The sequence below is a fragment of the Filomicrobium insigne genome, assembly GCF_900104305.1.
GTDB lineage: Bacteria > Pseudomonadota > Alphaproteobacteria > Rhizobiales > Hyphomicrobiaceae > Filomicrobium > Filomicrobium insigne.
Genome location: NZ_FNJC01000001.1, coordinates 369,649 through 387,622 on the forward strand (window position 1 = coordinate 369,649; position 17,974 = coordinate 387,622).

Annotated in this window: 16 protein-coding genes and 1 riboswitch; of the genes, 5 read left to right on the forward strand and 11 right to left on the reverse strand. The window is 56.5% G+C overall.

Going from position 1 to position 17,974, the window contains the following annotated elements:
- Position 1: 1 nt before the first annotated feature.
- From BLS30_RS01740 to BLS30_RS01790, 11 genes are all read right to left on the reverse strand, one after another.
- Positions 2–688: a zinc metallopeptidase gene (locus tag BLS30_RS01740; protein WP_210183983.1), complete on the reverse strand. Its 687-nt coding sequence runs from the start codon at positions 686–688 to the stop codon at positions 2–4.
- Positions 689–984: 296 nt separating this feature from the next.
- Complete coding sequence (locus BLS30_RS01745; RefSeq protein ID WP_090226173.1) at positions 985–1,581, reverse strand: Isoquinoline 1-oxidoreductase subunit; 597 nt, start codon at positions 1,579–1,581, stop codon at positions 985–987.
- A 20-nt stretch (positions 1,582–1,601) separates the two neighbouring features.
- A complete protein-coding gene (locus tag BLS30_RS01750; RefSeq protein ID WP_046478017.1) occupies positions 1,602–3,794 on the reverse strand; it encodes a xanthine dehydrogenase family protein molybdopterin-binding subunit in 2,193 nt (730 codons plus the stop codon).
- A gap of 14 nt (positions 3,795–3,808) precedes the next feature.
- The gene (locus BLS30_RS01755) at positions 3,809–4,270 is read right to left on the reverse strand and encodes a (2Fe-2S)-binding protein (protein WP_046478016.1); all 462 of its coding nucleotides are present in this window, start codon (positions 4,268–4,270) and stop codon (positions 3,809–3,811) included.
- Between the two features lie 153 nt (positions 4,271–4,423).
- On the reverse strand, positions 4,424–5,206 hold the full coding sequence (locus BLS30_RS01760; RefSeq protein WP_090226176.1) for an ABC transporter ATP-binding protein: 783 nt from the start codon (positions 5,204–5,206) through the stop codon (positions 4,424–4,426).
- Positions 5,203–6,207, reverse strand: a complete 1,005-nt coding sequence (locus BLS30_RS01765; protein ID WP_046478014.1) for a FecCD family ABC transporter permease — start codon at positions 6,205–6,207, stop codon at positions 5,203–5,205. The genes BLS30_RS01760 and BLS30_RS01765 overlap by 4 nt, the downstream gene beginning before the upstream one ends.
- Positions 6,204–7,106, reverse strand: coding sequence for an ABC transporter substrate-binding protein (locus BLS30_RS01770; protein WP_046480165.1), 903 nt, complete (start codon positions 7,104–7,106; stop codon positions 6,204–6,206). The genes BLS30_RS01765 and BLS30_RS01770 overlap by 4 nt, the downstream gene beginning before the upstream one ends.
- 16 nt (positions 7,107–7,122) lie before the next feature.
- Positions 7,123–8,895: a TonB-dependent receptor plug domain-containing protein gene (locus BLS30_RS01775; RefSeq protein WP_244512341.1), complete on the reverse strand. Its 1,773-nt coding sequence runs from the start codon at positions 8,893–8,895 to the stop codon at positions 7,123–7,125.
- Between the two features lie 408 nt (positions 8,896–9,303).
- Positions 9,304–9,528: riboswitch (cobalamin riboswitch) on the reverse strand.
- A 177-nt stretch (positions 9,529–9,705) separates the two neighbouring features.
- A complete protein-coding gene (locus BLS30_RS01780; RefSeq protein WP_090226182.1) occupies positions 9,706–11,394 on the reverse strand; it encodes a methyl-accepting chemotaxis protein in 1,689 nt (562 codons plus the stop codon).
- 11 nt (positions 11,395–11,405) lie between these two features.
- A complete protein-coding gene (locus BLS30_RS01785) occupies positions 11,406–12,011 on the reverse strand; it encodes a hypothetical protein (protein WP_210183985.1) in 606 nt (201 codons plus the stop codon).
- Between the two features lie 472 nt (positions 12,012–12,483).
- Positions 12,484–13,257 (reverse strand): GntR family transcriptional regulator, encoded by a 774-nt coding sequence (locus BLS30_RS01790; protein WP_046478012.1) that lies wholly within the window; start codon positions 13,255–13,257, stop codon positions 12,484–12,486.
- A gap of 69 nt (positions 13,258–13,326) precedes the next feature.
- Between BLS30_RS01790 and BLS30_RS01795 the strand changes: the two genes are divergently transcribed.
- The 5 genes from BLS30_RS01795 (at position 13,327) to BLS30_RS01815 (ending at position 17,974) form a co-directional block, all read left to right on the forward strand.
- The gene (locus BLS30_RS01795; protein ID WP_046478011.1) at positions 13,327–13,617 is read left to right on the forward strand and encodes a UxaA family hydrolase; all 291 of its coding nucleotides are present in this window, start codon (positions 13,327–13,329) and stop codon (positions 13,615–13,617) included.
- Positions 13,618–13,628: 11 nt separating this feature from the next.
- Positions 13,629–14,810, forward strand: coding sequence for a UxaA family hydrolase (locus BLS30_RS01800; protein WP_046478010.1), 1,182 nt, complete (start codon positions 13,629–13,631; stop codon positions 14,808–14,810).
- A gap of 180 nt (positions 14,811–14,990) precedes the next feature.
- On the forward strand, positions 14,991–15,959 hold the full coding sequence (locus BLS30_RS01805) for a tripartite tricarboxylate transporter substrate binding protein (RefSeq protein WP_090226185.1): 969 nt from the start codon (positions 14,991–14,993) through the stop codon (positions 15,957–15,959).
- 40 nt (positions 15,960–15,999) lie between these two features.
- Entirely contained in the window at positions 16,000–17,508 is a 1,509-nt protein-coding gene (locus BLS30_RS01810; protein WP_046478008.1) for a tripartite tricarboxylate transporter permease, read from the forward strand.
- Positions 17,498–17,974 carry a tripartite tricarboxylate transporter TctB family protein gene (locus tag BLS30_RS01815; RefSeq protein WP_046478007.1) on the forward strand — a complete coding sequence of 159 codons (477 nt, stop codon included), beginning with the start codon at positions 17,498–17,500 and terminating at the stop codon, positions 17,972–17,974. Before BLS30_RS01810 ends, BLS30_RS01815 begins: the two co-directional genes overlap by 11 nt.

Genomic DNA, 17,974 nt, shown 5'->3' on the forward strand with positions numbered 1-17,974 from the left:
GTCAGAACCTCAGGACGCGGAACCATCGCATCACATCAAGGACACTCATGGCTGCCGCTGCGACATAGGTGAAGGCGGCGGCCCTTAGGATTTTACGCGCGGAGCCTAAATCTTCCTCGCGAACGTAATGTCCGGCTTTCAGGAGCGGCAACGCGCGAGAGAAACTAGCGTCGAACTCCACCGGCAGCGTTACGGCGTGCATGAGAATTGTGCTTCCGAGGATGAGCACGCCCGCCACCATCTGCATCAGCAAAAGAAACGGCGCCTTTGTCAGAATCATAACAACAGGCGCGGCCAGCATAACGATGGAGCCGATCCGTTCGACGGCTTGCGCCTGACGGGCCATCCGTGTGCGCGCAGCTAACGGGGCATATCCGGTGGCATCCTGCATCGCGTGGCCAACCTCATGAGCGGCGATGACCACAGCTGAAAGCGAGCGTCCGTTCAGATGCTGGGCCACAAGTCTTACAGTTTTCGTGGCGGGATCGTAGTGGTCGCCATGGTTCGTCGGCTCCACCTTAACATGCGTGAGATTCATCTCATCGAGCAGATGGCGTGCAAATTCACCTCCTGTGCCGGGAAAATCGGACCGCTCATCGGAATGGGCTTCGATCACCCTTTGCACCCACAGCTGCGGCAGATAGGCAAGCGCGAAAACACCAGCGATAAGTACGAGAGCGATTACCAAGAGAGCCGTCCCCTTTGTCTGTTCAAGCGGGCCTGACCAACGGCGGGTTTCAGGCAGCTGATCTCCAGAACTTTACATTGCCGACAAGCAGCCGAAACGGCCCCTGCCTCACAGTGTATCGGGATGGCTCGAAGCGAGCCAGCATGACAGGGAATGGGGATATTAAGCTATGTCAGACCAGGAGAACACGGCGTAGCCTCATCCATGGAGTTGGACGTGACGCCGGACTAAATGGCAAAACTCGTCGAAATCGCTGTCAGAGCAAGGATCAGTTGAACACATCCATCGCCGCCCCGTTAGGAAGAAGGGCACTCAGCTCCAGCCTCGATCCAGAGTGCGACCAGTTCGCCGAACTGTTTTTGTGTGCCCGGAACCGGAGCGCGGTCACCTCCAGGGTGCCAACCCCAGCCGACGAGGCTGTCTTCCGCCATATGCTTGTGGAGGGCCTTTAGATCCTTCCCGCCGTTCTGTTCCGGATCTTTGATTTGATGGCAGATCTCACCCAGCGTCTTGCCTTCCCAGGCCATGCTCTTGGGCGCGAGATGCCACGCCGGATCACCCGGCACACCCGCAGGTTCGACATTTCGCGACATGTGGCAGACCGTGCAGTACATGCCTGTAACGCCAAAGTTAGCTTCGCCGCGTTGTACGGGCGGTTCGTGCACTTTCATGGCTTCGCCTTGGAGAGGACTGTCGCCAACCGGATGGCAATTCACGCAACGAGGATGCTGCAGGACCTTGCCCATTTCCTCAAATATCGCCACGGCCCGTTCCTTAGCATTGGGAATGGCCTCGAATGTGGCTTTGTCTTTGAGCTCAGCGGCGCTTGCGCCGGCGGCCAGCATTGCTGTCGCGAATAATCCGCAAAGCGTCGGAACAGTAAACGGACGCATGTCAGACATTCTCCTGTCGCTTATGACTGCACATGGCGGGTAAACGGCAAATGTCTCACAGGTGTGCCGGTGAGTTTTCGCCACGCGTTAGCGACGGCCGGAGAAATGGGCGGCGTTCCCGGCTCACCCACCCCTGTCGGAGCTTCATCTGACTTGATGATGGTGACCTCGACGTCCGGCATCTCGTTGATGCGCAGAGAGCGATAGGTGTCGAAGTTGGTCTGAACGACACGCCCTTTGTCCAAGGTGATCTCGGCGTAGAGTGTATGCCCCAGACCGTACCCGATGCCCCCTTCCATCTGCGCACGGATCACATTGGGATTGACGGCAACACCGCAATCAACGGCGCACCAAACTTTGTGAACACGTGGAAGCTTGTCCTTTCCAACCGAGACTTCGGCGACCTGAGCGACATATGTGTTGAAAGACTTGTGCAAGGCAACGCCGCGTGCCCTGCCTTCAGGGACCGCGGCTCCCCACCCGGCCAGTTCGGCGACAGCCCGCAGCACGCCAGCATGACGGGGATTTTTCTCCCCAATAAGCTCCAGACGGCCTTCGACGGGATCTTTATTGGCCATCGCCAAGAGTTCATCGAGGAATGTCTCGACGACGTAGGCATTGTGTGTGTGACCAACGGAGCGCCACCAAAGCGGCGGGATAGCGAGTTTAGTCTGGTGCGTACTGATGCGAAGATTGCCGATTTGATATGGTATATCTTCGGAACCTTCGGCGACTGTTGGATCGATGCCATCCTTCATCTGCGCGGCGAACGGCGTACCTTCGATGATCGATTGGCCGACGATCACTTGGTCCCAAAGTGCGATGTTCCCGGCTTGGTCGACCGCGCCCTTCAATCGGTGAACGTAGAGCGGACGGTAGTATCCGGCGTGGAGATCATCCTCGCGTGTAAAGACGAGTTTTATAGGCTTTTTTCTGCCCAGCGCCTTCGCCGCTTCCGCCGCTTCCGAAGCCACATCCGCATTCGGTGTTGCGCGGCGACCAAAACTTCCACCCGCCATCATCGTGTTCAGCTTCAGTTCCTCTGGGCGACAACCGAGGATCTGAGCCGCTACCGCCTGATCGACGGTTTGCATCTGAGTGCCGGCCCACGCCTCACCACCCGACGCATCCGCCTCGATTAAAAAATCGAGGGGTTCCATTGGAGCTTGTGAGAGGAAGGGAAAGACGTACTCCGCTTGAAGCGTCTTAGCATTTTCAGGTAACGCCTTTTCCGCATCACCTTCTTTTCTCACGACGCGCCCGACCGTCGCGGCCTTCTTCTTATAGTCGGCAACGATCTCATCGGTAGATCGAGTCTCGGCCCCCGTCTCGTCCCACTCGATCTTCAACACATCTCGCGCGGTTTTTGCGGGCCAAAAGCCTTTTGCATAAACTGCGACGCCTTGCGGGATCTTCTTGACGTCAACCACGCCCTTGATCTTGCGGGCATCCGTATCGTCCACCGACTTCACCTTGGCGCCGAACAGCGGTGGCCGCGCAATGACGACCGTCAGCATATCAGGGCGCGTGGCGTCCATCGTGAATACCGCTTTACCCGTTGCTTTGTCCTGTGTGTCGAGCTTCGGCCGATCCGTGCCAATGAGTTTGAAGTCAGAGGGCGATTTCAGGCTAGGTTCAGCCGGGGGCGACCGTTTGGACGCGGCGTCCGCGAAGTCTCCGAACTTTCCTGTCTTGTTTGATACCTTGTGGGAGATGATGCCGGCTTCGATGGTGATCTCTTCCGCAGGGACCTGCCAGGTTTCAGCGGCGGCCGCGACAAGCATCGCGCGGGCGGCGGCGCCGGCCTTGCGCATTTGCTCGTAGGAATTGGCCATGGCGGTCGAACCGCCCGTGCCTTGAATGCCAAAAGCGAGATTTTTGTAAAGTGCCGTATTCGCAGGAGCCAGCTCTCCGCGCATTTGCGACCAGTCGGCATCCATCTCTTCAGCAACCAATGTCGTCAATCCCGTCAGGGGACCTTGGCCGAATTCTATATGTTTGACGAGAACGGTCACGGTGCTATCGGGTGCGACGCGCACGAACGCATTTGGTGCGAATGCAGTATCTGTAGCGCCTCCTTTGATGACGGCAGCAGCCCCCGATTGGGCGCGCGCACGCATCGGCAGGACCATTGCTAAAACCAAACCGGCGCCAGTTGCGGCGGCCCCACGCAAAACTGTTCGGCGATCGGCCTCGATCACGGATTTCAACATATTCTACGCCCTCCTCAGCCTTTGAGTTCAGCCGCAGCGTTCTTGATCGCCTGGCGAATGCGTACGTATGTGGCGCATCGGCAGATGTTTCCCGTCATGGCGCCGTCTATGTCTTCATCAGTGGGATCGGAAATGTCTCGAAGCAAGGCGACTGCGGACATGATCTGTCCGGATTGACAGTATCCGCACTGAGGGACGTCGATTTCCACCCAGGCCTTCTGAATGGCGCTTGCTTCCGGGCCTTCGACACCTTCAATCGTGGTTATATCGCTGCCGTTGATCAGTTCGACGGGCGTGACGCACGAACGCTGCGGCATACCATCAACGAATACGGTGCACGCTCCGCATTGAGCCACGCCACAGCCGAATTTGGTGCCCGTCAGTCCGAGTTCGTCGCGCAGGACCCACAATAACGGCGTATTAGGGTCGACATCGACCTCCCGCGGTTCTCCATTGACGTTGAATGTGATGGCCATGGGTCCCCTCCTTTGAGGTGGAGTTTAACTTTTGCGGAAATTGCGCCAATCCAGAGGATTGATGTGACCCTGAGCAAAAATAACCCTGACGACAACCATACAACGGAGCGAACGGTTCCATTCAGCAAGGATAGGTTTTCAGATGGTAACGGCTTAGGACGTCCTGGGAGTCAGTCGGATAGGGGCTACGATCAAACCTTGCGCGTCTTCCATTAGCATAGCCTCAACCCCATAGACGCAAGATAAATTTTCTGTGGTCACAACCTTAGACGCCGGCCCGTCCGCGACGATCTTGCCCTGTGAAATGAGGATGATGCGTTGGCACCAGCGCGCCGCCAGAGGGAGTTCATGGAGGGACGCGATGACAGTCCGTCCACTCTTCGCAATCGCCGCAAACGTCTCTACCAAGGCAATCTGATGTGCGGGATCAAGACCTGCTGCCGGCTCGTCAGCGATGATGATCGGTGTCTCTTGAGCCAACACGCGTGCCATGAGCACACGTGCCATCTCGCCGCCTGACAGCTCTGTGGCGCGGCGATGGGCAAGTGCCGTAATATCCATGCGCTCCATGGCGTCAGCAACAATTGCACCGTCGGCCATCGTCATTTTCGCGAAGGGCCGGCAATGGGGAAGGCGGCCCAGAGCAACGATCTCCGTGACTGACACCGGCCAGGCAATATCACGGATCTGCGGGAGATAGGCGAGACTGCGCGCGCGGCCTTCTGCGCCTAGATCGGCGAGCGGCTTGCCGTCTAGCGTGATCCTCCCCTCATAAGGAATCTCTTGCGTGATCGTGCGCAGAAGTGTCGATTTACCCGCACCGTTAGGGCCGAGCAGGCCAACGAATTCACCACCCTCCATGTTGAGCGAAACGCGATCAAGCACTTTGCGGTCACCGAGCGTGACGGTGACATTGTCTAGGGAGAGACGGCTCATAATAGGGTCCGCCGTGTCTTGATGATCAACCAAAGGAAGAACGGTGCGCCGACAAGTGCGGTCAATACGCCAAGCTTGAGATCGCTATCAGGAGCTATGAGGCGGACGGCGATGTCTGCGGTGAGCAGCAAGGCCGCGCCAGACAACGCGCTAGTCAAGAGCAAACGGCTTGGCCGGGAACCGACCAACGGCCGCATGAGATGGGGGACCACAAGGCCAACAAAACCGATCGCGCCGGAAACAGAAGTGGCAGCGCCCACGCTAATAGCCGTACCGAACACCACCAACGCTTGAACGCGATCAAGACGTATCCCGAGACTTTTCGCTGTCGCTTCGCCAAGGGTCAGAGCATCGAGGGACCGACCTAGGATGGCGATCATGCCCCAGCCGACAAGCATGAACGGTCCGGCAAGCCACACGTGGCTCATCGAGCGATCCGCCAGGGAGCCAAGCATCCAATATACAATCTCAAGTGCCGCGAACGGATTCGGTGACAAATTGAGTGCGAGCGCCGTCATCGCACCAGCAAAACTTGTGACCGCTACACCTGCGAGGATTAAGCTTGCGGCGTCGCTCCTTCCTCCTGCCAACAAGCGCACAACCAAGACGGCCACGATGGCGGCTGATAGCGCAAGCACCGGCAAAGAGAGCGGCAGAACAATTACAAGACCGGTGTAGATCGCCAAGACGGCACCGAGGGAGGCGGACGCACTGATACCTAACAGACCCGGCTCTGCGAGCGGGTTCCGCAGATAGCCCTGAAGCGCGGCTCCCGTCAGCCCCAGACTCGCACCAACCATCACCCCCAATATGGCGCGTGGGAGGCGAATCTCGCGCATGACAAGTGTCACTGCGTCGGTAGAGCTTCCCGAAACCAGCGCTACGAGGCTATCGGTAAAGCCAATGGCGGCTGGGCCGGTCAACAACGATACTCCGAACAGGAGGATTACGAGTGCAGAGAGTATCGCGATGAGGGCTGGGTAGGGCATCGGCACGGTCATTGCCTCGTCGCACTCCGATCATGAATCGTGGTGACGGCGGCACGGGCAGCGGAAAGATCACGGATCAGATCAATCAAATGCGGTGTGGCGCAGATCCATCTGTTGGTTGCGGACATCGCTTTGGCCGAGGTCGCTTCGAGAGCACGCAGAGCCGGGTGGGCAAATACCTGCTGCGCGAGGGCTGGCGCTCCTTCCCAAGTGGTATCGGTCACGACCAAATCAGGTGCAGCCATGACGAGCTTCTCCAAGGGCAACTTAGCGGTGCCGCTTAAGCCGAATTGGACGGCTATGTTATCCAGGCCCGCGGCTTTCAGGACCTCATTGGCTAGCGTACCCACGCCAGATGTATAGCTATTGGCGTGGAACAGCGCCGCCGTTCGGCGGGGTCCCGGACGCTTTCGAAGCTGGGCGAGATCGGCATCAAACCGGGCGAGCAACTCGCGCGCTCGTTCGGGACGATGCAAAGCATCGCCCATTCGTTTGATATTGGCACGCATGTCGGAAAACGAATTTTCGAAGGGAAACTCGACAACTGGGAAACCCAGCCGCTCCAGCATCGCCACTGTGGTTCGTGTCGTCATGGCACCAACGAGTATGAGATCGGGCCGCATCAAGAAGACTTCTTCAGCCAGGCCATGGTTAGGCTTGTAGGCGCGCGCCTGCTTGGCCATCATCGACATGCTGGGATCGGAGGCCAAATTCGATACTGAGTAGAGCTGTCCCGGCGCCGCGATCATCATCGCGAGCTGGTCTGTACAGAGGTTCATGGAAATGACCCGACGAGGTGCCGTCGGGTCACGGTTATCGCTCTCAGCGGACGCTATTCCCGGGAGCGGGAAGGAAAGAGCTAGCAGCACACCGAGCGCCGCGTACCATGCGCTTAGCTGACGCAAGCGCATGGTTGCCCCCAAGCGTTCAGTCCGGCCAAAGGTCCATGCGCAAGCCGCCATAAATCGCCAGATCGGATGTGCCGTAGCCATAGGCGGTCTGATAGTCCTCGTCGAGCAGGTTTTCGCCGCGGATGTACGCTTCCATGCCAGGCCGGAATTCGTAAGACACCTTTGCATTCAGCAGCAGGTAATCATCGAGTGGCACGATGCCCAATCCGAAGATCTCATCCACGTTCTCCGTCACGTATTTCGCTGTGACATTGAGCTTAAGCTTATCCAGCGGCTGCGCATCGATGCCGAATGCAAAATTGTGACGTGGCACACGCGGTAGCGGAAGTCCATTCTCCCGCTCCGTCTCCGTAAACGTATAGGCCGCACTGATGGCCACGCGATCTGTCAGGAAGGCGCTCGCCGCAATCTCCACGCCGTTGCGATAAGTAACGCCCGGCACGTTCATATATCCGGTCGTATAGGCAATCAGGTTCTCGGTATCGAGTTCAAAATAGGTCACGCCCAGAGTGGCACGGCCATCGAAAAAGCCCTGCTCGATGCCCGCATCCCAGCTCACGCTTTCTTCCGGGTTTAGATCGGGATTAGCGCCAAATGGACCGTAGAGTTCATTAAGGCTGGGCGTGCGGAAGCCCGTTGAGTGGCTGGCACGAATTTTGGTGTCGGTCTCTGTGAAGAGATAAGCGGCCGTGAGCCGATGTGTATTGAAGTTGCCGAATTCGCTATGGTCATCAATGCGGCCGCCAAACGTGAGCGTCAAGTTGTCGATGGGTTCGACCATCAGCTGGGCGAAGGTGCCGAAGATGTTGGCCTCGTCGCGCTTTCCAGGAGCGTTAAAAGACTCCGCTCCGGTTTCCTCCCAGTCGGCGCCAGCAAGAAGCGAAAGAGACTCGTTAAAGCTGATGACGCCGTTGTACTCGGCCTTAACGCGATCACCATTGTACCAAGTCACCGGGGCAAACACCGAGCTGCTCACATCATCGCGTTCGATCTTCATACCTTGCAGCGCGAAGGTATTTTTGAAGCGTCCTTCGAACAGCTCGATGTTGGTGCCGACCCGACCGGCGAACTGAGACGTCTTACCTTCCTCGATGGGGCTGTCGACCGGACCAGAGGCATCGTATTCGCCTTCTGCGTTAAAGGCGCGCGTTGCGAAGAAGACTGTGATGCCGTCAGCGACTTTCATTTCACCGCGGCCGGAAAATGTCAGATTATTGTAGCCGTCGTCCTCCGGCGCATTGTCCGCTGCGGAAAAGCCCTCGGTATCAATTCCCAAAAGGCTGAACGAGATATCTCCGCGATCTGTCGCATAGCCCGCGGTGGTCGCGCCGCGCCAAGTGTTGTAGGTGCCGTATTCAGCCGCAACCGATTGAGAATACCCCAGCTTCGTCGCGCGCCGCGTATCTATGGACACGACACCAGCTACGGCATCGCCACCGTAAAGCGTGCTTTGCGAACCTTTCAGGATTTCAATGCGTGCAAAATCGTCCACCAGAAGGTGCTCGAATCTTGCTGACGTCTGCGGTGCGGAGGGGTCGCTAATATCCATGCCGTCGATCAGAATTTTTACATAGTTCTGATTGGCGCCGCGCATCGTTATACCGGTGGTGGATCCCGCCGGACCATTGCGGGTGAAATTCACGCCGGGAACCGTCTCCAGGTAGTCCTGCAGAAACGGTCGCGACTGCTTTTCAAGATCCTCCTGCGTGATAAGAGAAACCGACGAACCAACAGCGGCTGCATCAGTCGGTGTACGGTTCGCGGAAAAAATGACGATTCCGGGCAGCATGATTTCGCCTTCTTGGGCGAGAGCCGCTTCACTGGCTAACGCTGGCAAAACGACTATCGCCGTAAGCGCCAACCAACTAGAACACTTGAGCGTATTGGCGCTTGTTGTTCCGCCTTTAAAACTCTTTCTCATCAACATCGTGACCACTCCGTTTCCCGCATTGGATCGGTGCGAAAAGCGGCAGAGCCAATCAATGAAATCGCGATCGAAAGTGGACTACGTCATCGGTATCCGGCTCTCGGCCGGCAACAAATATCTCGTCGTGCGTCGGTGCAATCAAAGCTCACGCCGCATTGTCGAGATTCACGCTAGTCGGACTTGCTCCGCAGAACCATTGCTCAACCCGTGCTTCTCTTCACATGGGTCGCCACAACGGACATCCGCTCCCAAGCGCGCCCCGCGCGAGGAATGGGCGACACGCCACTGGCAGGTCTCCTGGCTTGCAGCTCAGACGCATCAGGTCCTTCCTTCCCAGTTCTCCAAACACAGTGGAGAGCCCAGTGGATTGAGGATGACGCTCGCCGCTTACAGTTGCGGGGGCAGCCGCGGCTTATCGCAAATGTTTGCGAGACCGCGTTCCCTTTTCATTCAGTGGGCTTCAGCCCGCTGAACACCAATAGCGCAGGCAACAAATCAGTTGGCTGTAGGAGAGTCAATCTGCGCGAGGCCGCAACATGTGGAGTCTCGCTTCGAGACTGGCGGAAAGGGCACACGTCTGGCGTCTGGCTGGAATGTTCCCCAACGAAAAGAGGACCCGGGCCTATGGCCGGGTCCTCCCGATAGCTTCTGCCTTTTATCTCTTCGAGGGAGCTACGCTGCCGAACGGACCGTATCGAGGAAACTCGAGACTTCCGTCTTCAGATGCACCGCCTGGCGCGACAGTTCGGTCGACGAACTCAAGACCTGCGATGCAGCTGACGAAGAATCATTGGCAGCCTGATTGACACCGATAATGCTGGAGGAAACTTCTCGCGTTCCTTCCGCAGCCTGCATGACGTTGCGGGAGATTTCCGACGTCGCTGCAGCCTGCTCCTCGACCGCAGCAGCAATCGACGCCGCGATTTCGCTCAATTCGCCAATCGCATTTGTCGAGGCACTGATGGCCACCGTGGAGCCCTCCGTTGCCGTTTGGATGTTTTGGATCTGCGTGGAGATATCCGAAGTTGCCTTCGCAGTCTGTTCGGCGAGAGCCTTCACTTCCTGAGCGACGACGGCGAAGCCCTTGCCGGCCTCTCCCGCACGTGCTGCTTCGATCGTGGCGTTGAGTGCGAGCAGGTTCGTCTGCTGCGCAATTTCCTGGATCAGTGTCACGACGGAACCGATTTCATGGGCCGCTTGCGACAATGTCGTAATGCGTTCCACTGTATTGTCGATCTCCTTGGCAGCGTGGCTTGCCTTGCGAGACGACGCATCAGCCTGACGACCGATTTCCTGGACAGCGCCTGCCATCTCTTCCGTGACGCTAGCGACACTTCTGACGTTTACCGAGGCCTGCTCAGAGGCTGCGGCAACGGACGACGATTGAGCGCTTGTCTCTTCCGCAGCCGCCGCCATCGTACTTGCCGCCGATTGCAACTGAGAGGATGCACTGGCGACGAACTCGATGATGGAACCAACCTTGGTTTCAAACTCATCGGCAAGATGCATCATCGCCTTACGGTTCTCGACCTGCAGCTTCTCGCGCTCCGCAGCGGCTTCACGCTCATGTTCCTGAGACCGGATGATGCCGTCCTTAAAGACCTTGAGCGAGGCAGCCATGCGGCCGATTTCGTCGCGATCCGTTATACCCTTCGGCTCAGCAGTCATATCATGCTTTGCCAAACGTTCGGTCACGCTCGCTAGAGCTTTCAAACGCCTGGAGACGCCCAAGTAAACGAGTACGCCGGAGAGAATGGTGCCTAACAAAATGACTGACGCTGCTACAGCGACCGCCAAGTTCAGGCGTTCTGCTGCGGTCGCAGCCCCCTTCGATGCGCCTCTTAGCATCACGGAGAGCGCCATTTCAGCTTCGTTCAAGGCAGACGAAATCTCATCCAAGCTAGCCATCGTGTGGGCCTGAAGTTCGATGGTATGCGCCATATCAACAGTCATTGGATCTCGCATGGCTTCGATCTGCGGATTCGCCGCATCCGTTACCCACGTGCTCCACGCATCGCCAAACCTGTCCAAGGACGCACCAACACCCGCAAAGAACGTCGATGTCAAACGGCGAACACTTTCAAGATCCGCAGAAACTCTTTTGACGTCCTGCTCGAAGTTTTTCACCTTTTCGCGGTTCCCCGTAATGAGGAAGTGACGCAGCTCCGCTATCAGCCTGTTAGAGCGATCTCGCAGGTCCGTCATTTTAGACTGTGCCGCGATCACGTCGAACGTTACTTGCGACGCGCTATCGACATCGTCGGTCTGAACCTTCACGACCGCAAACGACCCGAGAGCTACGAGCGATAGCGCCGCGAAAGCGCCAATCATTTTGTTTGTTACTGAGATATTGTTGAGCATGGCATTGCCTATCAGAACGCTGGGGTACGGCGCCGTGAAAGCTCCGTCAGATTGATTTCCACGGTGATCGCGCCAAACGCGTCACCACTGTCTTTGTCGGCAAGCGTCATGCTGACCTGAGATGTCCAGATCTTCAGACCGTCGTCGAACTCCGGCTTGTCAATAAAGATTTCTGTCGGCCCAATGGCGAAGGTTTTTTGAAACTTCTCCTCATCGCCCTGCCAGTAGTCGGTCGTAATGGAGCTTTGGCCTACATTGAGTCCATTCACATCCATTATGAAGATCTCTTTATAAAGACCAACGGATGCAGCTTGGCGTTTCAAGAGATAATTCGAAAGCGGACTCGCGATCGTTGCCGAAATCAGCGGCTTATCATCAGCCTGCGCTTCCTCGCGCCACGTTTTATCGAGCTCGTCAATCTCATCCTGCGTCAAGACACCATGGCGCTGATTTTGGGCCTCGACAGCCAGCTTGACGATGGGCTGACTTGACCAACCCTTGATCTCTTCGATCACATCCGGCGTAATCAGGCTTTCAACACGCCCCGGAAACTCCTGAGCCAATGACGAAGATGCAGCCAAGCACATGAGTGGAATAAATGCGAAATTTCTCATCATCACTCTCCCCCAATCCTTCCCTTTCCTGATCACTACAGGAATCACGATAAAAAATGACTTAATATGCATATTGAAAATAGGTAGTTACGCTTTTCTGCTCTCATTGTGGCTTAGGCAACCGAAATACTCCCTACATCCTCAACGTTCGGCCATAAGGAAAACCATTACCGGCTAAACTCCCGTAATCGCGGGCTTTTGCATCCGATTCAATTGAGGCTCGAGGTGTACGGTGCACAGCCCCACTTCAAAACGAGAGCTATTTCTCGCCGACGTATTTAATTTTGAAAATGTCGATATCTTTTTGGTGCCTATCGTTGACACCCAAGCAGAAGTCCGGGTGATATCTACCGCCAAACATCTCTAACCACGGACAATATCAAACCATATAAGTTGCACAGACTCCCGCATGCGGACGCTTGTATGGCCTCCCGCACAATTTCGAAAAAATACCAATTTAGGCGCTTGCGACGTCTTACCTAAGGCGCACCAAATAATGCGCGCCCGAAAGCAAACAAATGCTCACGCGCCACTCGATCGGAGCCTCATTCAAAGCGTACATAGTACGATCGAGCCGGATCAAAGGAAGGCCCGGCGCAATTTCTAACGCCTTCGCTTCTCGCTCCCCCGCAGCGACGGCCGTAATCCGCTCTTCACCGTGAGAAACTGTTAAACCGTATTCTTTTTGGAAGTGATCATAGAGCGTGTTGGGAATGGTCTTTTCCTTGACGAGCCCAGGAAAAAACTGGCGTGGCAACACGATCGTTTCGTAGATCATAGGCTTACCGGCGTGGGTACGCACGCGTGAGACCCGGATGACCTCTGCGCCCACATCGAGCTTTAGCCGTTCCCGCTCTTCTTTGTTGGCACGCGCAATACTCATGCGTGTGTTTTGCGAGTCCGGCTCGATATGCCCCCCCCCATCCTCAAACAGGTTGAAGAAGCGGAAGAGCATCTTGTCCGGCGTGTGTTCCGCCACGAAGGTTCCGCGGCCCTGACGGCGCTCTACGAGATTATCGACGGCCAAGGCATTGAGCGCCTTACGCACGGTCCCCTGGCTGACACCTATCTCTCGCGCCAGTTCGAACTCGCTCGGAATGAGCTGACCTGGCCGCCATACTCCCGTTCGAATGCGATCAACAAAGATCGCCTCTACCTGAGCGTAAAGAGGCTGTGCCGCGAGCGCCGTCGTTAGTTCGGCGCCCGATGGGGAAGCTTCTTTCGAATTCGGCTTGCGGGTTGCGCTCATGTCTTATGTCTTATACAAGAGGTCGATGTGTGTGCAATTTATTTCACATAGCGAAACAGAGGACGGACAGTGGCAGAAGTTCCCCATTTCCTGGTTCACAGCCCAAAGGACAACGTTGGCGTCGTTGTCATCGAAGGGCTCAAAGCCGGCACGGACATGCTCGGCGTAATCACTGAGACGAATACGACTCTCAATCTTACCGCGCTTCATGACATTCCGATCGGTCACAAGGTCGCCCTGAACGATCTCGCAGCTGGCAGCACCGTCATCAAGTACGGCGAGGACATCGGAAAAATGGTCGGAGACGCCAGCTGTGGCGGTCACGTTCATGTTCACAACCTAAAGACCAAGCGCTGGTGAGGACCAAGGGAATGGCGTCGCAATATTCGAATCTTTCGTTCAAAGGCTATCGGCGTGACAACGGCCGCGTCGGCGTCCGTAATCACGTGGTGATTCTGCCGGTTGACGATATCTCAAATGCCGCCTGCGAAGCTGTCGGCAATAACGTCAAGGGCACGCTCGCCCTGCCGCATTCTTACGGACGGCTTCAGTTTGGCGAAGATCTGGAGCTTCATTTCCGCACTCTGATCGGCACAGGCTCCAACCCCAACGTAGCGGCCTGTGTCGTTATTGGTATCGAGCCTGGCTGGACCAAGCGGATCGTCGACGGAATCGCGAAGACAGGGAAACCCGTAGCGGGCTTCTCCATCGAGCAGAATGGTGATTTCAAGACGATCATGGACGCGTCGCGCCAAGCTAAGGAGTTTGTCCACTATGCGACAGAACTCCAACGTGAGGAGTGCGGTATTTCCGAGCTTTGGGTGTCGACGAAGTGTGGTGAAAGCGACACCACAACCGGGCTTGGCTCTTGCCCGACCGTCGGCAACATGTACGACAAACTTCTGCCAGAAGGGATCTACGGTGTCTTCGGCGAAACGTCGGAAATCACAGGTGCCGAACATATCTGCAAAGCCCGTGCAATCAATCCGGAGGTTGGCGAGCGCTGGTACAAAATGTGGAAGGCTTACCTGGATGACGTCATCGAAGCGAACAAGGTCGATGACCTGTCTGAAAGCCAGCCGACAAAGGGAAACATAGAAGGCGGCCTGAGCACGATTGAAGAGAAGGCACTCGGCAACCTTGAGAAGATCGGACGCACGAGCCGCTACATCGACATACTGAAGCCTGCTGAAGCTCCAGCTTCCGGCCCCGGCCTCTACTATATGGACACATCCTCAGCGGCGGCGGAATGCGTCACACTGATGGCGGCTGGTGGGTATGCGGTACATACGTTCCCAACGGGTCAGGGCAATGTGGTCGGCAATCCAATTGTTCCGGTCATAAAGATTTCGGCCAACCCAAGAACCGTACGGACGATGAGCGAACATATCGATGTCGACGTCTCGGGAATTCTTCGTCGTGACATGACGCTTGATGATGCAGGTGATGCGCTCATCGAAATGATCGTGCGCACGGCGAACGGGCGCAATACGGCGGCAGAAGCGCTCGGCCACCGTGAATTTGTCATGACAAAACTGTACAGAAGCGCATAGTTCACGAGCACTTTTGAGGAAACGCGGGAGAAATAAGAGCCGATACGGCCGGTTCTCCTGTCCAATAAGACTTCACCAGGTTCTGGGAAGCGAAAAAGCTCAGCAGGAATTCTTATTTGGGCTCGGCGATATCGCTTCCTAGCTTCTCCAGGTGAATAGCCAAGGGAGGACGAACTCAAAATGTTGTCTGGATCCAAATCTCTTTTCAAGACAATCGCTGCGGCGACACTGGCTCTCGGCTTCGGCACGATAGCTAGCCAAGCTGACGACTTTCCTTCTAAACCCATCAACTACATCATTCCGTTCGGACCCGGCGGTGAATCCGATATCACCGCACGGCATCAGCAGCCGTTCTTCAAGAAGATGTTCGGCCAGGACCTGGTTATTTCCTATAAACCCGGCGGCGGTGGTGCAACGGCATGGGCCCAGCTCAATTCGATGCCGAATGACGGCTATACGATCATGGGCATCAACCTTCCGCATATCATCATCAAGCCGATGCAGAAGGATGTTGGCTTCAAGACAGAAGACCTCGCCGGCTTCTATATGTTCCACTACACGCCGGATGCCATCGTCGTCACAAATGATAGCCCGTTCAAGTCGCTCGACGACCTCATCAAGTTCGCCAAGGAAAAGCCGGGTGAGCTGACCTTCTCCGGATCGGGCAAGGGCACGGCCAATCACTTGGCACAGGTGACATTTGATAAGCTTGCCGGTGTCAAAACAACCTACGTACCGTTTAAGGGGACGGGTGCAGCGGTTCAGGCCCTGCTTGGCAATCAGGTTGTGGCAAGTTGGGGCTACACATCCGTGGGTGCCAAACATGCCGACAAGGCCCGCATGCTTGCCGTCGCCATGGAAGAGCGCCACCCCGCTTTCCCTGACGTTCCTACTTTTAAGGAACTCGGGTTCGACATCGTCTCCGGTGCCTATCGCGGAATCGCAGTACCCAAATCTACCCCACCAGAAATCCAAAAGAAGCTTTCGGATATGATTGGCAAAATCAATGCCGATCCGGAATTCCGCAAGCGCATGGAAGCTGACGGGTTTTCGCTCGTTGATGTCGGCGTCGATGGCATGGAAGCGTTTCTCGCAGAAAAGGCCAAAGGATATGCTGAAGCTGCGAAGGAAGCCGACGTTATCAAATAGCTTTTGCGTCTAGTCCAATAGCAGGCTTGAGGGGGTACTCATGGCCGCGATAGAGCACTTGCTAGCGGCGTTGAGCCCCTTCAATGTCCTGTTGGCCTTGGGAGGCGTAATAGCCGGCACAATTGTCGGCTCCCTACCAGGGCTGACCGCGACGATGGCCGTGGCGGTTCTCGTTCCCATCACATTCTCGATGGAGCCCGCTTCGGCACTTATCTTGATGGGTGCGATTTACACGGGTGCCATCTATGGCGGCGCGTATGCCGCGATACTTCTCAACACACCCGGAACACCTTCCGCCATCGCCACGACTTTCGATGGCTACCCGATGGCCAAGCGGGGCGACGGCGATCTCGCTATGACGATTGCGTGTCTCGCTTCGGTTGTCGGCGGCCTGGTCGGCGCCCTGTTCCTAATGGTGCTAGCCCCGCCGCTCGCCGGTGTGGCTTTGGCCTTTGGTCCGGTGGAATACTTCTGGCTCGCTGTCTTCGGTCTGTCGCTGATTGCTTCCCTTTCCGAGGGGAACCTGCTCAAGGCGCTTATGGGTGGTTGCCTGGGGCTTTTGCTTTCAACGGTGGGAGTCGCTGAAGTCAGCGCGGATATCCGGCTGACCTTCGGTTCCCAGGTGCTTATTGGCGGCATCGAGACTGTTTCGGCACTGATCGGGCTGTATTGTATACCGGTTTTGATTGACCTGGTCGCAACGCCAGCGCGTCATCTTAAGGTGACTCAAGAAAGCAAGGGTTTGCGTTTGCGCGAAGGCCTCGCGCTTTCCTGGAAACACAAATTCAACTTGATGCGCTCATCGATTGTCGGGACGTTCGTCGGCATCCTGCCAGGAGCTGGCGGTTCGATCGCAGGTCTTGTTGCCTATTCGGAAGCGATGCGCTCGTCGAGAAATCCCGAGAAATTCGGCAAAGGTGCACCTGAGGGCATCCAGGCTTCCGAATCCGCAAATAATGCCACTGTCGGCGGAGGTTTCATTCCGACATTGGTTCTCGGCATTCCCGGAACGCCACCTGACGCGGTTATCCTCGGTGCATTGCTGGTTCAAGGTGTGAAAGTCGGGCCCAACCTTTTCACGAGCCAAGGCTCGATCGTCTACACGTTTATATGGGGCTTGTTTCTCGCGACGATTCTCATGCTGCCGGTCGGCTTGCTGATCGGTCGCTACGCTTATCGAACGATCATTACCATTCCGAAGGCTCTGTTGGTTCCGACGGTCGCCTTCATGACGTTGATCGGGTCTTATTCCATACGGAACTCGACCTCCGACGTGGCAATCATGGTTATTCTCGGCTGCATCGGGTGGGTTCTCGGCCGGTTCGGGTTTTCCGCTTCACCGATCGTTCTCGGCCTAATCCTTGGGTCTATTGCCGAGCAAGGCTTCGTCCAAGCCTGGACCATCGGGGCGGCCACGCACAACCTTGGCGGCATATTCTTTGGCCGGCCAATTTCGATAGCAATAATCCTCTTTATCGTCCTCTCGCTGTTCGGACCTTCTCTGGTTCGATTCATTCGCGGCAAGAAGGAGCGCCCAAATGACGGCTGAGTCGCAGGCCCGAGATACCGCAACGCCCTTTATGGCTGCCGCCTTTGCCGGTCTTGCCACCCTAGTCCTGTGGGACACGACCAGCTACACCGATGCCGATTCCTTCGTTTTCCCACGGACGATTGCCATCGTGCTTATGGCGCTTTCGATCGTCCTCGCGCTGCAGTGGCTTTTCGGGTTTGGTAAAACGAATGGACAAGCCGCCTCCGGCGCCTCAACATTCCGGCGGATCGTGCTTGCCGCGGCAATGTTGGGCGGAGCACTGGCGATGCCCTATCTCGGCTTTCTGCTCGCTGGCCTCATCGCATTTGCGGTGATCCTCGTTACTGCGATGTACGATCCCTGGACGCCCTATCGCCTGGTCGTCTATCCCGTCGCCGGCGCGGTGATCGTTGGAGGTTTCTACCTTCTCTTTTCGCGCGCACTTCAAGTTCCCCTCCCCACTGGACTCTGGACAGGCTTCTAG